The organism is Candidatus Brachybacter algidus (assembly GCF_016707225.1).
Taxonomy (GTDB): Bacteria; Bacteroidota; Bacteroidia; order Chitinophagales; family Saprospiraceae; genus Parvibacillus; species Parvibacillus algidus.
The window spans coordinates 44,431-61,876 of record NZ_JADJID010000007.1; the positions used below are offsets into that span (position 1 = coordinate 44,431).

6 protein-coding genes are annotated in these 17,446 nt (G+C 40.0%); 4 read left to right on the forward strand and 2 right to left on the reverse strand.

Annotated elements, in window-relative coordinates:
- Window positions 1-18: 18 nt before the first annotated feature.
- The 4 genes from IPI15_RS17630 to IPI15_RS17645 all read left to right on the forward strand — a co-directional run bounded on the left by IPI15_RS17630 (window position 19) and on the right by IPI15_RS17645 (window position 14,428).
- Window positions 19-2,118 (forward strand): FISUMP domain-containing protein, encoded by a 2,100-nt coding sequence (locus tag IPI15_RS17630; RefSeq protein ID WP_287421633.1) that lies wholly within the window; start codon window positions 19-21, stop codon window positions 2,116-2,118.
- 461 nt (window positions 2,119-2,579) lie between these two features.
- Window positions 2,580-4,922, forward strand: a complete 2,343-nt coding sequence (locus tag IPI15_RS17635; RefSeq protein WP_287421634.1) for a reprolysin-like metallopeptidase — start codon at window positions 2,580-2,582, stop codon at window positions 4,920-4,922.
- A complete protein-coding gene (locus tag IPI15_RS17640; protein ID WP_287421635.1) occupies window positions 4,882-12,204 on the forward strand; it encodes a PKD-like domain-containing protein in 7,323 nt (2,440 codons plus the stop codon). Before IPI15_RS17635 ends, IPI15_RS17640 begins: the two co-directional genes overlap by 41 nt.
- Before the next feature lie 223 nt (window positions 12,205-12,427).
- Window positions 12,428-14,428, forward strand: a complete 2,001-nt coding sequence (locus IPI15_RS17645; RefSeq protein ID WP_287405087.1) for a T9SS type A sorting domain-containing protein — start codon at window positions 12,428-12,430, stop codon at window positions 14,426-14,428.
- A gap of 51 nt (window positions 14,429-14,479) precedes the next feature.
- Here IPI15_RS17645 and IPI15_RS17650 read toward each other — a convergent pair whose 3' ends face one another.
- The gene (locus IPI15_RS17650; RefSeq protein ID WP_287405089.1) at window positions 14,480-15,091 is read right to left on the reverse strand and encodes a response regulator; all 612 of its coding nucleotides are present in this window, start codon (window positions 15,089-15,091) and stop codon (window positions 14,480-14,482) included.
- Window positions 15,092-15,147: 56 nt separating this feature from the next.
- Entirely contained in the window at window positions 15,148-17,118 is a 1,971-nt protein-coding gene (locus IPI15_RS17655) for a sensor histidine kinase (protein WP_287405090.1), read from the reverse strand.
- Window positions 17,119-17,446: the final 328 nt, after the last annotated feature.

Sequence of the window (17,446 nt, forward strand, 5' to 3'; positions counted from 1 at the left end):
TTTATTTAAATATGTACCATGAAATATTCCGGCTTAGTTTATTATATAATTTTGTCTTTTGTTTTCACATTTTCCTCTTGTTCCAAAGACATTCTGGACCCAAATGGATTTCGTGGAAAAGATGAAATTAAGGATAATTATTTGGTATTGCGTGACCAAACTATTTTTCTTTCTCCTTCAGAAAAAACCGAAATTAAATCTGTAAAAAAAGATGAAATTATTGTCAATTCGAATGGGGTATTAAGTCAGAAGATTAAACCTGGAACAGTACTGGTTAATAGTGGTATAAGTGCCGGAGATTCTATTGGATTTTATAGGAGAGTTTTGACGATCTCCAGCGTTGGAAGTGACCTGATACTCACTACAAAAAATGTCGGACTACAGGATGCATATAGTAAATGGTCAATAGATTCGAGGTCTGATAAATTCACGATTCAAGACCGATTTGGAGAGTGGACAGATAATTTTTCCATCGATGCAGGAATAGCTGAAGTTACCTTTGGGGGCAGCATCAATCCTGATTTCGACGTACAGATGAAGTACAAAAATTATTATTTTACTTCCTTCTTTGATTCTCTTTTACTAGCTCAGGCGCTTGAAAGTGGTGGCTTCGTGGATCCAACCTTTCACCTCCATTTTGAAGGGCTTCAGCTCACAGTTAAGGGTTCGGTGGCGGTGACCCAATCATTTGAATTGGCAAGCAATTTCAATTTACCAACTGTTCTAATTTCTCCCATAGCTGAAACTGGTCTTGGCTTGTATTTTTCACCTTTGGTAAGCCTTTCCGGAAAAGTAACCGGAACATTTCAGAGTGCAGTTTATGAGAAGACTGTTGGTCCATATGATATAGATCTTTCTTATACTTATGGTGATATTTCACCGGTTTATACCAGCACTTTAAATGCTTCACTTAATCCGGAACCATATCAGGACTGGGCATTGAGTGCTAGTGGAGAGTGTGAATTGCAGCTTGGAGCGCAATTCTTCGTAAGTGTTCTTGGAGGGCAGGATTTAGTAAAAAGTGGTATTGGCCTCTTTAACTATTTTACACCTAAAATAACTCATCTCGGCAACTTTACCAACTTACAGCCGGGTTATGATCTTACCATGGACATCGGTGCAGGAACTAATTTCTTCTTCGATTTTGATCTTATTAAAGATTTTTTGTCCTCATCGTGGTCCACTGACGACTATAAATACGACTTGTTTCATCTTTCTGCAATTGTCGAACCGTTCAATCCTTATACTTCGGTCGATTTAAATTATAATCAGGCATTGCAGACATTTACTTTGACCGTCAATAATGATGATCCCAGCCGAACGTTTTACAACATCCTTATAAATGATGCTCAGATCACCGATTTGGGCAATCCTACTTTTAATTATAATCAGGAATACACACTCAATTTGCCATTGACGGGCGACGTCATCAATAAAATTACAGTAAAAGATGTATTTTCTGTCGGGTGCTACCTAGACGACGTGTATGTCGATGAAGGTGCAATAAGTGATTGTCAGCAATCTGTTACAGATGAGGAAGGCAATGTGTATTGTACAGTAAGAATCGGCAATTTAAATTGGATGGCAGAAAACCTGAGATTATCCACAGCAGGAAGTAGTTATGATGGGGAGCTAAATTATGAATCAAGATTATATGGGAGGCTCTACACTTTTGATGAGATAATGAATGGATATTCATATAGCGAGTCGACCTCCAGTAATGTGATCAGAGGCCTATGTCCGCAAGGTTGGCACCTGCCAAGACTGGCAGAATGGAACGATTTGGCAAATGCACTTGGTGGATTCACTGTTGCAGGAAAAAACATGAAACTTGGCTCTGCTGCGCTATGGCCCAACTCCTCGCTGCCTGATCAAAACACCTTTAATGTCACTCCTGCAGGCGAGCACTATATATGGAAATCCGGAAGTTCGGCCTTCGGCAATAGAAAAAAACTGAGTAAATTCTGGACAACAAGGATTGGACTTTTGGGAGAAGTGACCATTATTGAGATCAACTCTACCAATGGTATAGGACAAAACTACAATGTAAATACAGACCCAACTTATTATTCAAGTGTTAAGTCTATTGGTTATAGCTGCAGATGTGTGGAGGATTGAGCATGGAAATATTTTATAAAAAGACTCAAGTCTCGTAAATATTGCTAAATCATTTTTCATTATAAAACGATAAAACCTTTCCACCTTAAGTCTATCATGCACTATAATACTTTTCATTAATTTCTATTCCTCTTCTCTAATTCTAGTGAATTTTATCTCTATATAAATATGCCAAATTTAATGCTCGGATAAATAAATGACCCCTTTGGGACATTATTTATAACCTTTCTTCCTGATAATATCACCTAAGTATTGTAAATAACATAAATTCACATAGCGACCTCAATCGGTATTGCTTTCTTTGGAGGATTTATATATGGATTTATTTTTTTGACTATTAAATGCAAGATTATATTCCAAGAAATTTGATCAATAAAAAATTTATAAGTATGCAATTATTTCAATTTTGAAAAACGCAGATCACACCGGTTTCTAACGAGTTAATAAGCAAACGTTTTTATATGCAAAATTTTATCAAAACATTTTTTATCCTGCTTTTAACATGCAGTATTTCAAATGGACTACGGGCTCAATCCTCTTTTTTCAATGATGCGAATGAACAATCCATCAATATGCAAAAGGGTTCTTCAAAGAGGGATATAATTCCATTGAAATACAGAACCGTCAAGTTGGATAATGAAGCATTCGTCAGTTTTTTAAAATCGCTTCCTGCAGAAAAAAATATGTTAAATCGCAAAAGTACCCCGGTTTTATATCTACCCATGCCTGATGGCAGTATTGCGCAGTTCCATGTCTGGGAAAGCAGTATTATGGAGCCTGACTTACAAGAGAAATATCCCGAAATCAGAACCTTTGCAGGACAAGGTATCACCGATCCGTTTGCCACCATTCGTTTTGATTATAATCCTTATTCCGGATTTCATGCTCAGGTTTTATCTGCAGCTACGGGTCGCATTTTTATTGATCCTTACGTCAAGGGCGATATTGAACATTATAATTCCTTTTTTGCTAAAGACTTTTTAAAAAAGGACAATTTTGTTTGTTTAACAGAATCTTCAGCGGAGCGAGCAGTTCAACAAATTACCACCCCTGGTTTCTGCCGGGGAACAGAATTATCTACCTATCGCTTAGCTTTGGCTTGCACAGGTGAGTATGCTGCATTCTTTGGGGGTACCGTATCAGGAGCCTTGGCTGCTATGGTTACGGCAATGAACCGTGTAAATGGTGTATATGAAACTGAAGTAGCCGTTAGGATGATTTTGATTGCCAATAATAACCTTATTATATATACGAATGCTGCTACAGATCCTTATTTGAATAATGATGGTTTTGCAATGTTAGGTCAGAATCAAACCAATCTGGACGCAGTAATAGGTAGCGCCAATTACGATATTGGACATGTATTTAGTACAGGTGGCGGGGGAATTGCAACTTTAAATTCTCCTTGCACCAACAATAAAGCTAGGGGTGTAACTGGTTTACCTAATCCCATTGGAGATCCTTTTTATATAGATTACGTCGCCCACGAAATGGGCCACCAGTGGGGTGGTAACCATACATTTAATAGCCAGATGGGCAGCTGTGGAGGAAACAGGAACACAAGTACAGCCTATGAAATAGGTAGTGGCACTAGCATACAGGCATATGCCGGTATATGTGGAGACGATGATACGCAACTGAACAGCGATCCATTTTTTCATACGATAAGTATTGATGAAATCAGCAATTTTATAAATTTTGGAGCAGGAGGTTGTGGAGTAAATACAGCAACCGGAAATACTTTACCAGTCATTACTGCCATGAATAACAATGGAGTAAACATCCCAATAAGTACACCTTTTACACTGACAGGCACAGCAACAGATGCAGATAACGATGCCCTTACTTATAGCTGGGAGCAATGGGATCTGGGACCGTCAACTGCATGGAATGGTGGAAATGCCAATACGACCAGTCCATTATTTAAAAGCAGGGTGCCAAAAACCACGGGCAGCCGCACCTTCCCGGATATTAATGTAATATTGGCGGGTTACCCGGCTAACCCTCCACCAGATTTGGGTGGTTTAAAAGGGGAAACTTTACCGACCGTAGCAAGGGCATTAAAATTCAGGTTGACCGTTAGAGATAACCGTGCCGGAGGTGGTGGAGTAGTTACCGGAGGTGAAGGTTGCCAGATAGGCATGACCAATACCTTTCAGATCAATACCATCGCTACGTCCGGACCATTTGCAGTTACTTTGCCCAATGGAGGAGAAAGTTGGGATGGAGGTTCCACGAAGCAAATTACATGGAATGTAGTTGGCACCGACCTTACACCGATAAATTGCGCCAATGTGAAAATCTCGCTTTCTACCGATGGAGGTTTTACCTATCCAACTGTGTTGATAGCCAGTACACCTAATGACGGCACTGAGAACTTACTGATTCCTAATATTGCAACTACAACTGCCCGTATAAAAGTAGAGGCGGTCGGTAATATTTTCTTTGATATTGGCAATGCAAATTTTACAATAAATCAGGTAAATCTCCTTACCATAAATGATGTTACTCAAAACGAAGGCAATGCCGGAACTTCCACTTTTACATTTACGGTTAGCCTCAGTGAGCCGGCTGGCGCAGGTGGAGTAACTTTCGACATAGCCACGCAGGATAATACAGCCACTACATCCGACAACGATTATGTGGCCAAATCATTGACCGCTCAAACAATACCGGCAGGTAGTTCCACATATACATTTGATGTCCTTGTCAATGGTGACATTGTATCCGAGTCTAACGAAACCTTTTTTGTAAATGTTACCAATGTTATTGGTGCTACTCTATCCGATGCAGGGTCTGGGTAACATTACGAATGATGATATTCAATGTGCTTCTTATGTCGATAATAGGATTTACGTAAATTATCTTGCCAATGGTGCCAACAATGGTACAAGTTGGGCAGATGCTTTTACCAATTTACAAGCCGCATTGACCGCGGCAAATACTTGTCCGGTCGCTGAGATCTGGGTAGCGAAAGGTATTTACTATCCGGACGAAGGAGGCAGCTTTGCTAATAATGACCGCAATGCTGCTTTTACAATGAGAAAAGCAGTAGCCATATATGGGGGATTTGTAGGTGACGAAGCAGCTAACTATGATCTGGCATTACGGAATTTTGTGACCAATGAAACTATACTCAGCGGTGATCTGGATCAAAATGACGGTATAAATTTTGCTAATAATGGAGGCAATGCTTATCACGTGATCTACAACAATACCAATGGACTTCGGAATGATGCCCGATTGGACGGGTTTACTGTGTCGGGGGGCAATGCCAATGGGAGCGGAACTTCCGATAAACTCGGTGGTGGTATGTATGGCAATCTGGTTTCTCCCACAGTGATCAACTGTGTCTTTACTGGCAACGCCGCATATAATGGGGGCGGCATGTACATCTATGCATTTTACGACCGTAATAATAATGAGACCCCTTCGGGTGTCATCTACATGAAAGTGTCTGACTGCATCTTCTCTGGTAATAAGGCATCAGAAGCAGGAGGGGGCATATTTATATATGTTGTCGCCTCAATGGTGTTTGACAATGTGGTATTTTCTAAAAACACGGCGACGGGTAACAGTGCAATTGGAGGTGGATTATTCATCTCTGACTCAAGACCCAATTTATCGAATGTAGTGTTTTTGCAAAATATTGCAGACCGGTGGGGAGGAGCAATTTCAACTTTTGGATCGTCGGCACGAATTTCTAATGGAACTTTCTTAAGCAATTCGGTTACAGGCACAGGATCCCAAGACGCAGGGGGAATATCGTTCAGCAATGATATTGTTACCAACTTATATCTTTTGAACTGTGTGTTTTGGAACAATAGGATCGGTAACAATAACGTAAAAAGTTTAGGTTGGGATGTAAATGCAATATATGCTGGTAATAGCAATTTTCAAGATCTTAGTACCCTAGCGGCTTTGCATAAGACCAATTGCCTTGATTTAGATCCGCTCTTTGTTGATCCTAGCGATCCTGATGGACCGGATAATCAATGGAGGAATGCTGATGATGGTCTGCAGTTGCAATGCCTTTCACCTGTCAAAAATATGGGTGTTAGTTCGATTGTATTAAACAGTCAAACAATTACTGCGCCTATCATGGACATTAATGGCAATAACCGAGTTAATGAGGTCGATATGGGCGCTTACGAAAATCAAGCAGTAATTATCACTCCAACAATCATGGCAAACGGCCCAACAACATTCTGCTCCGGTGGTTCGGTAACATTAACATCGAGTGAAGCCACAGGCAATCAATGGTATCTTGCCGGCAATCCAATTGGCGGAGAAACAAATCAAACATATATTGCGACAGCATCAGGTTCCTACACAGTGGTTGTAACCGCTAACGGCTGCTCATCGGCTCCCTCAATAGCAACGGTGGTAACGGTTAATCCAACTCCCGATGTTATAGTTACTCCATCTTCACAAATCATTTGTTCAGGTGCTTCAATTGATCCTATCGTTTTATCTAGTACATTTCCTGGCACTGTTTTCAATTGGACCAGAGATAATAATGTTGCTGTTACTGGTATTGCCGCCAGCGGCACAGGTTCACCGATCAGCGGTTCGCTGACCAATACAACGAATGCTCCTGTAACTGTAAATTTCACTATTACTCCGCAATCAGGGGGAGTTACAGGTTCATTAATCAATGAATCATTTAACACGGCCTCCGGCGCTACAATGCCGGCAGGATGGGCAAGTCAAAACCTTAGTAATCCAATAGGATCCAATACAGCGGGCTGGAATACATTCACCTCCTCACCATGGGCAGCGAATACAGCTCCTAATCATGTCGGTGCTAATTTTAATTGTACAACAGGTAATAATACCATCAGCGCTTGGTTGTTTGCACCAAATGTAAATTTAAATAATGGAGATGTACTTACTTTTTATACCAGAACAAACGATGTAGTAGCATTCGCGGATAGGCTAGAAGTAAGAATGAGCACCAATGGCGCCAGTATAAATGCTGGCGCAACTAATACTAGCGTTGGAGATTTCACAACCTTGTTATTAACTGTAAACCCTACACTTAATACATCAGACTATCCTGTTGTGTTTACTCAATTCTCAGCTACCCTTTCAGGATTGCCCGGAGCAGGGGTGTCGGGAAGAATTGCATTCCGTTATTTTGTAACCAATGGTGGCCCATCAGGTATTAATTCGGATATAATATCTATAGATGATGTCGTATTAACTACCGCAGCTGTCACTGGACCATTATGTACCGGTTCTGCAATTAATGCAACTGTAACAGTTAACCCAACCCCAGTCGGTTCCGCTTCACCACAAACAATCTGTGGAGGAACGGCCAGCAATGTTGCCTTAAGTTCTAATGTTACAGGTACTACCTATACTTGGACAGCAGCCATACAAACTGCTCCTTCGGGTGGCACTATCACCGGATTCAGTAATTGTGCAGCAGCCTGTGGCACTTCGATCATTCAGACGCTGACCAATACAGGAACAACATCCGGAGTGGTAAGATATACTGTCATTCCAACAGCTAATGGATGCCCTGGAGCACCATTCACCGTAGATGTCACAGTGGATGTTTGTTGCCCAACGATACCGACGCTTACAACTAATCCAAGTCCGGCAGTTTGTGCAGGAAGTAACGTAATCCTAACAGCTTCCGGTTTAACTACAATGAATCCTAATAGCTATGGCATTACGTTTAAATATTTCAGTGCTGCAACTGCAACACCATACACGGGAGGAACAGTATTAGCCACTATTCCTAATGGAAGCCTTACAGGCGGAGGAACAGGAGCGACGACCACTACAAGTATTTTACCAGTCGGTAATAACTTTATATATGCTATTCTTTCACCGACTCCTACAGATGTTAATTGTCGGCCATCGGCTACGGCAAGTATAGTAGTCAATCCGACTCCAACATACACCTTCACTTCCAATGGGCTACCATATTCAGAAGGAGATACGATCAAAGCGTGTATTCAGGATGTGCTTGCGTTGGCGATTAATTCTCCTGTGACTGCGACATATACATTTACAAGGTTGTCTAATGGCAATGTGATTAGCACAGGCACTACACCGGCATCATTCAATTATACAGCGACCAATGCAAGAGAAGGTTTCTATGAAATAGGTATCACTAGTAGTTTTGGATGTATTTTAAAAGATACTATTTATCTACAAGTGAATGCGCTACCAAACCCAACAGCTACTGCCACTCCAAATCCTTTATGTCAGGGAGCAAATTTACAACTTGGTGTTAATGGCAACAACAGCTTTGGTTTTGCTTGGTCAGGACCAAACGGGTTTACAGCTAATGTTAAGAACCCAACGATCACGGGTATCACTACTGCCGGAACTGGTGTGTATATGGTGACTATAACCAACTTAAATGGTTGCAGTGATACATCATCTATAAGCGTTTTGGTTAATCCAACTCCAAATGCAGTTGCTACACCGGCATCACAAACCATCTGCTCTGCAGCTTCGATCAGTACCATTGTATTGACAGGCGCTGTAAGCGGAACTACTTACGCTTGGACCAGGGACAATGCAGTTGCAGTAACAGGCATCGCAGCTTCGGGTAGCGGAAATATCTCAGGCTCTTTAACAAATACAACCAATGCGCCAGTGACCGTGACCTTTACGATCACGCCGACAGCGAATAGTTGTCCTGGAGCAGCTATCACTGCAACGGTTCTGGTTAATCCAACACCAAACGCTGTTGCTACGCCGGCAGCTCAAACCATTTGTTCTGCATCTACTATAAGTACGATTGTACTTTCAGGAGCAGTAAGTGGAACAACATATGCTTGGACTAGAAACAATGCAGTTGCAGTAACAGGCATCGCAGCCTCAGGTACCGGTAACATATCAGGCTCTTTGACCAATACGACCAATGCACCAATCACTGTGACCTTTACGATCACACCGACAGCGAGCAGTTGTCCGGGAGCGTCTATCACTGCAACGGTTTTGGTCAATCCAACACCAAATGCAGTGGCAACCCCTGCTTCACAGACGATCTGTTCAGGCGCGATTACTACAATTGCTTTATCTGGGGCAGTGACTGGCACGACATATGCATGGACAAGAGACAATACAGCAAGTGCAATAGGCATTGCAGCAAGTGGATCAGGCAATATTTCAGGCTCTTTGACCAATACGACCAATGCACCAATCACTGTAACCTTTACGATCACTCCGACAGCAAACAGTTGTCCGGGAGCGGCAATTACTGCCACAGTGGTAATCAATCCGACACCATCGTATACTTTCACCTCGAACGGACTTCCTTATTCAGAAGGAGACACGATCACAGCATGTAATCAGGATGTACTTGCATTGGCGATTACTTCTCCTGTGACTGTAACGTATACATTTACAAGATTGTCCAATGGTAATGTGATCAATACAGGTAGTACACCAGGATCGTTTAATTACACTGCGACCAATGCAAGAGAAGGATTCTATGAAATAGGTATCACCAATAGTTTTGGTTGCATCTTAAAAGATACGATCTACCTCTTGGTCAATCCCCTTCCAAATCCTGTGGCTGAAGCGACACCAAATCCGATCTGTCAGGGAGGCAATTTACAACTTAGTGTAAATGGAAACAACAACTTCACATTTGCCTGGTCAGGACCAAACGGATTTACATCAGCGCTTAAAAACCCTGTCATAAATGGCATTACGCCTGTAGGATCAGGAATATATACGGTGACAGTGACCAACTTAAACGGATGTAGCAATACTTCCACCATAAGTGTACTTGTCAATCCAACTCCTACCGCCATCGCTACACCTGCGGCACAGACCATTTGTTCTGCCTCATCGATCAGTACCATTGTCTTGACAGGTGCTGTAACGGGAACGACGTATGCATGGACACGCAACAATACAGCGACAGTCACGGGCATCGCGGCTAGCGGAAGCGGCAACATCTCAGGAACCTTGACGAATACGACAAGTGCTCCTGTCACCGTGACCTTTACGATCACACCGACAGCCAACGGTTGCGTAGGTTTGCCTATCACGGCGACAGTTCTTGTCAATCCAACTCCGAATGCAGTGGCAACACCGGCGGCACAGACGATCTGTTCTGCGACCTCAATTGCAACAATCGTTCTTACAGGAAACGTGACCGGAACGACGTATGCATGGACACGCAACAATACAGCGACAGTGACGGGCATCGCGGCTAGCGGAAGCGGCAACATCTCAGGCTCTTTGACCAATACTACAAGTGCACCGATCACAGTGACATTTACGATCACACCGACTGCCAATGGTTGTCCGGGAGCGGCTATCACTGCAACGGTATTGGTTAATCCAACGCCAACAGCGGTAGCGACTCCTGCCACACAGACCATCTGTTCAGAAGCTCTTATCACTACCATAACACTGTCGGGTCCGGTAATCGGAACAACTTTCACATGGACACGCAACAATACTGTAACGGTCACCGGTATCGCAGCATTTGGTTCGGGTAATAATATCTTCGGAGCACTTACCAATACCACTTCCGCACCGATCACTGTAACCTTTACCATCACGCCTTCTGCAAATGGTTGTATTGGAACTACCACCACAGCCACCGTCATCGTTAATCCTAAACCTATTGGAACAATATCAATAGCTCCTAATCCGGCTTGTGTCGGGTCTACCGTTCAGCTTTCTGCTTCAGGAGGTAATACTTACAGTTGGTCAGGTCCGCTGGGATGGACATCCTCTGTACAGAATCCAACTATTTTGTTGACTACTCATCTGCAGGCTGGTAAGTACTTTGTCACTGTATCCAATACTTATGGTTGTTCTGTAGTATTGTCTTCACAACTGAGCGTTAACTATCCACCGATCGCAACCGCTTCTTATGAGCAAAACACTGCATGTACCGGTAGCACTTTATTGCTACATGGCACAGGAGCAGGATCATATGCATGGTCCGGACCTAATGGATTTACAAGCAATCAGCAAAATCCTCAGATACCAAATGTAACTGTAGCCAATAGCGGATTATATATACTGGTGGTAACAAGTCCAAATGGATGTACAGCAACAACAACACTGAACATCACAATTAATAATCCTCCTGCGCTTTCAGCAAATCCAACACTCACACAAACATGTGAAGGATCTAAGATCCAGTTGTTTGCCTCAGGAACAGGAAGTTTTGTTTGGAATGGCCCGGCGACATATACTTCAACAGATCAGAATCCTGTCATCCAGAATATTCCGATCCATATGTCAGGTATTTACACCGTGAATCTTACAGCAAGTACGGGTTGTGTTTCCACAGCTTCTGTGACGGTGAAGGTTTATGACCAGATCCATGCGATCGCAACAGCATCAGAGGATACGATCTGTCAGGGACAGAGCTTACAATTGCACGCTGAAGGTGGTAGTACTTATCTATGGAATGGACCTAATGGATTTAACTCCACAGAGTCAGATCCAAGGATAGACAATATCACCCCTGCAGCTTCAGGTAAATACTTTGTATATATTAGCAATGAAGGCGGATGCTTTGGTTATGCAGAACTTACCATCATGGTAAAACCATCTGCAAAATCCTTTGCCTATGCCACACCGAGTCCTGTCAACGAGAATAGCCCTGTGCAGTTTATCGCAAGCAGCAATGGAGTAGCTTATTCATGGTCAGGACCGTTAGGTTTTACAAGCAACCAACAGAATCCTTTCATCAAGAAAGTAACGCGCTACATGGCAGGTGTCTACACCGTGACCATCACGAATGAAAATGGCTGTCCGAGCATTGTCAAAGTAATATTGAGAGTCCTCTACACCAACAAAGGTGGAAATACAATCGATGGCGATGATGATGGATTAACAACCAGATCAGAAGCGACCGGCACTGTCTATCCAAATCCTACCAATGACTTATTGTACTTCGATACTCAAAGCTCTGAAGCGATTGAATATGTCATCTATGATGTCAATGGTAAGATGCAGGTAGTTCAGAAGACGACCTCAGACAGATACATCTCTACGTCACAACTATCAAGCGGCATCTATCAGATCAGATGGAAATCAAAAGACAGCGATAAGTGGATCGTGAGTAAGTTTGTGAAGATTAGGTAAATTTAAATTTTTGAAGTAATAGAAGGCCGCGCCATTGTTTTGGTTGCGGCCTTTTTTGTATTTTTAATTATACAGAATACGCTTTTCCAAAGCCCCAGACCAATTTGACTAAAGGGAAAGCAATAGAGGTAAATTATAACGCCAAATCCAAATATCATACTTATGGGTGAGTATAGGTTAATGATTACACTTTAATTTTGGTGACATCAAAAATATCTATATTATGAAAAAAATACTACTTGTAATATTAACACTAGCTGGGTTCAATCTATCTGCTCAGGATTTCCAAACGCTTTACCCTGATAATAATTACAGCTCAGTTTACAATATTGCACTCCATGCTTCGGGCATGGGTTATGCAGTACAAAGGTGTTCCAATTTATTAAAAACAGATAATGGTGGAAATACCTGGACAGAAACCGATATAGATATTGATGCTACTGACATATATGGTATCAATCAACTGTATTCAGTGAATTCTTCTAATGATAATCAATGGATTTACTTCAACAAGGGTGGCATTTATTACACAGATAACAATTTCAATACTGTGAAAAATGTTACACCAATCTTAAATGGAAATATTAGAGATTTTAAGTTGCAAGAGGATGAGAGTTGGGTTCTTTTAGCAGACAACAATTTGTACATTAGTGAAGATCTGGGCGAAACCTGGAAAGTACAGAATCAAGAACCTGTTTACGGAAGTTACCTCTTCTTGTTTAGTAAAGACATATATACATGCGACAGAAATATTTATCGCTCTGAAGATGACGGAAGAACATTTGATACCGTGCATGTTGGATCCATATTGTTTAGAAGTATGGCTATAAATAGTTTTGGTGTTTTTGCGGCAACTATTGATGAAGTATTTGCATCCAATAATGGTGGTTCTACTTGGAATAAGCTCTCTGCCACAGATTATTATGGATCGGGGGAGAATTTTCAAACCATGGGAGATACATTAATAACCTCTACAAGTAATCGAATTAATTTCAGTGCTGACGGCGGGAATACCTGGTATTCGCAAGTAATGGGACAAAACATCTACAGGACTAGGGCTTTATTTATTCATGCCGATCACTCCATATTTATTGGAGGTGAGCATGGTCAAATTTTTAAGACAAAAAAGCCAACAATACCACTTTCAGTTAAAAATGGAAGAGTTGGTTTCTTAGATTATGTCGTAGCTCAAGGTGATAGAATTGTGGCTATGTCCTCATTTGGAGTGGTTGTATATTCAAATGATGGCGGAGAAAACTGGGCAGAAAAACAATTAACAAATGATAATATTGGAGGATTGATATTTGTGGGCGATCGACTTATGGGAATGGACAACCATGGTCTCATTGAGTTTGATGAAAATTTTGATGTGACAATTAAGGCAGCATTGGACCATTGGGCATCTGACATGGAATATTCACAGGTAATGAATACATTGTATTTAACAACAGCTAATACATTGATGATGACTTCCGACGAGGGATCTACACTACAAACCATCTTTGAAACAGATAATGACCTTTCCTCAGTCAGTGTTGACGATGATGGAATCGTGTATGTTGCTACAAATAAAGGAGAGATATTTTACAGTAAAAACAATGGTTCCTCCTGGAATTTACTTTATCAGTTGGCAGATGAAATTAATATTAATGACATCCAGTTTGATGATGTCAACAATGGATATCTTATAACAGCCAATTATTGCGGATATCTTACTGATGAAGGTGCAACATATAAGAAAGGTAACGGACCGAGTTACATATCGAATATAGTTAAAAGAAAAGACGGGCACATCATTATACGATCGAATACAAGTGATATTAGTGCATACGGTTTTATACCAAACTCTGCAGCTTACAAAACATTGGCTGAAGATTGTTTTGCCGCATCTACAAATGCATGTTTTGATGAAACATCAAAATATTTATACATCATAGGTTCCGGCTTGACTATAAAGAGAACTGAATTGGCTTCATTGGCGGTAAAAGATCATGATCTTGGAGTCATTTCTACACAGCTTTATCCCAACCCTTCGAATGGAATGATCTTTACGGACAAGATAGCTTTAGGAACAAAGATAAGATTTATGAATGCAGGAGGAAGTGTTTGCAAAATTCTAGTAAATAGCAAAAATGCAGATTTAACGGCTTTGGCAAAAGGGGTATATCTTGCCCAATGGGTTGAAGGAAATGTAGTGAAAAACCAAAAACTAATTATTCAATAATGCCATATATGTTTGGGAAAGGGTTTTTAAAGATACCTTTTCCCCAAATATTTATTTTTGATTAACTAGTAATTTCAATACAGCTTGAGAGCGATTGTGGACGTCCAACTTTTGAAATATATTTTGCAAATGAGTTTTCACAGTATTAATAGAAATAAAATGCATTTGTGCGAGAGAAATATTAGTAAAACCTTTAGCCATGTCAAACAAAATTTCATATTCCTTGGAGGTAATTGGTTCTGTAATAGTGGAGTTTAATTCTTCTAAAGTGCGATAAGGACTTTGATTATGTGCTTTAAGTCGGTGTAAAATAATTCCAACTGAAGCTATAATGTCTCTTGTTTTGTATGGTTTTATAATGTAACCTTCGGGGAGTAGTTCCTGAGCAGCACTTAACGTTTGTTCATCGGAAAATGCTGTAATAAACATAAACGGAATTTGATATTTATCTTTTAAGGTGCGGGCGATGTCCAACCCTGAGTCTTTATGGTCCAGTTCTATATCGAGTAAGGCTAAATCTATCGTATGCTCTTTTATGATGTCATAAGCATCTACACTGTCATATGCCTGCCCCGCTATCGTATATCCCTGAGAGACCAATATGGCGGCGAGATCCGCATTGATCAGTGGTTCATCCTCTACTATGAGTATTCTTTGGGACATAAAAGTACTTGATAGATTATTTACTAAATATTTAATATTACTAAATAAAAAATAGTTTAAGCCGCCAATTTTTTTCCTTTAACTGTAATAAATTTGAGATAAAAAGCTGCTCCATTGCTGTCATCCAGCACAAGTTGACCTTTTAATTTCTTGGCAAACGCAGAGATCATATTGTTACCAAAACTGTTTGATGTGGCAAATTGTTCTTTATTGAACAAAAGTCCATTATCTTTTACTAAAAGAGATATTTCGTTGCCATTTTTTTTCAAAGCTATGTGAATTTTAGGATTCGGACTATTCGGAACACCATGTTTGAATGCATTCGAAATTAATTCGTTCGTTATTAAACCCAAAGGCACCATCTCATCCACATCGAGCATAAAATTATCAATATCTAAGGTAACATCCACATTTTTTTCCTGGGCATTGTATGAATAAATTAACTGGTCTATGAGCTCACTAAAATATTCATTCGTCCCGATGGCCGTCAGATTCTCTTTGGTGTATAAATGCTGATGTATTAAGGCCATGGAATTAACCCTATCTTTTCCTTCATTTATTGCTTTCAGCGCATTTTTGTCATCTATATAATTACCTTGCAAGCTTAATAAACTGCATACCACCTGAAGGTTATTTTTGACACGGTGGTGTATTTCTTTAAGTAAAATATCTTTTTCTCCCAATGTTTTTGATAGTTGGTGATTATTTACTTCAAGCAAACCGTTGGTTTTTTTAAGCCTGGTCATTAAATAAATGGTAGCGATGAAAAATAAAAATAGAAGTGCCAATAATCCTGTCAATATCCATTTATCACGAGTTGCTTTTTTGAGATCATTGGTTTTTATTTCATCCATTTTATTCAGAAAAGCAATTTTATCCTCCTTGATTTTGGTCTCATAACGCGTCTCAATATCGCGGAGATAATTGACCTTATCTGCATTTGAAAGTGAATCTTTGACCACCATATAACTTTCAAGTGCTAACAATGCCTGATCACTGGATTTGTTTTTTTTATTCAATAAATATTTCTGATACAGATACTCAGATTTGGACAAATCATTAAAATCCGAGGTATCGATTTTGTTGTGAAATTTTAGTGCGTTTTCACTGTCTTTTTTTTCAGTATAGAGATAGGATAATTTCTGATTGATGTTCGGTATAAAATCCGGTAACTGCAAAAGATTTGGGTTGTTTTTCAATTTTAAATAACTTTTTATTTTTTCATCCACAGTGCCGCCAAATTCCATTGGTAAACCGTGAATACTTGGCTCTTTGCCTTTCTTTTTATAGAGCTCACAATATTCATCAAGGTATTGGTCGTACAAATCACTTTTGTTCAATTTAGAAGTAATTGACAACAAGCTGTATAATACAACTCCATGTTCACTTAATTTCCCTTCTACCTTAGTTATTGAATAAGCCTTATGAGAATATTTGTAAGCCTGGGTCAAATCATTTTGTTGTTCAAACATGTCCGATAAACTCTCATATAAAATCCAATTGTTGGTGGCATCGTGCTTGTCATTCCATGATTTAGACAAAGCGAAATAAAACATCATTGAATCCACCTTTCCCCACTTTTGATAATATCTGGTCAACTTGAAGAGCAGTTCACCATACAAAAGGCTTTCGGTAGAAGTAGATTTTTTTAGGCCAAGCAAACTCAGATTCACAGCTTCCCGATATTGTTTGTTCGCATTTTTTATGTTGCTTAATTCCAGGTAAAATTTAGGGATTTTTTCAAAGTAATTGAGTTCTTCAGCCAACTTGAGGCCATCAATTATCAATTTTTCTGTTCCTTTCATATCATAACTCCTGAAAACCAGCTTGCTGTACATGATGATTGAATCACATTTTGCTTTAGATGGTGTAATGTTTTCAAGTTTTTTTTGTGCCTGATCGAAAGTCATTCTTGCCATTTGTCCATTTAAAATTAATGGCAGGATGATAATGGACAGGATGATCCACATTTTTTGAACAAAGCCTAAGCGACGATTTAATATTTTATATAAGGATGTATCTATCATTAATTTCTATATAAAGGAGCTAATTTATCTAGCAAGTTACAAAATTATATTTCTATTTAAAATCCATTCCGGTTTAACCACTCGTGAATCTTTCTCTTTAAGTATCCTCCTGCATAAGATGTAATATCAGAAACACTCTGGAATGGATTATTTCTATTTATTATTCATCCAATTTTACATATCCAAAATGACGAAATCATGATTCCCCAAACCCCAAACCCCAAACCCCAAACCCCAAACCTCAAACCCCAAACCTCAAACCTCAAACCATCAAACACCCCAAATATCATACTAATAGGTGAGAAATATTTTTGTGTGCAAACATAAT

Excerpts from the sequence above, each read along its gene's own strand:
- IPI15_RS17650 (WP_287405089.1), bottom strand. The coding sequence starts at position 15,091 with ATGTCCCAAAGAATACTCATAGTAGAGGATGAACCACTGATCAATGCG.
- IPI15_RS17630 (WP_287421633.1), top strand. The coding sequence starts at position 19 with ATGAAATATTCCGGCTTAGTTTATTATATAATTTTGTCTTTTGTTTTC.
- IPI15_RS17640 (WP_287421635.1), top strand. The coding sequence starts at position 4,882 with ATGTTATTGGTGCTACTCTATCCGATGCAGGGTCTGGGTAACATTACG.
- IPI15_RS17635 (WP_287421634.1), top strand. The coding sequence starts at position 2,580 with ATGCAAAATTTTATCAAAACATTTTTTATCCTGCTTTTAACATGCAGT.
- IPI15_RS17645 (WP_287405087.1), top strand. The coding sequence starts at position 12,428 with ATGAAAAAAATACTACTTGTAATATTAACACTAGCTGGGTTCAATCTA.
- IPI15_RS17655 (WP_287405090.1), bottom strand. The coding sequence starts at position 17,118 with ATGATAGATACATCCTTATATAAAATATTAAATCGTCGCTTAGGCTTT.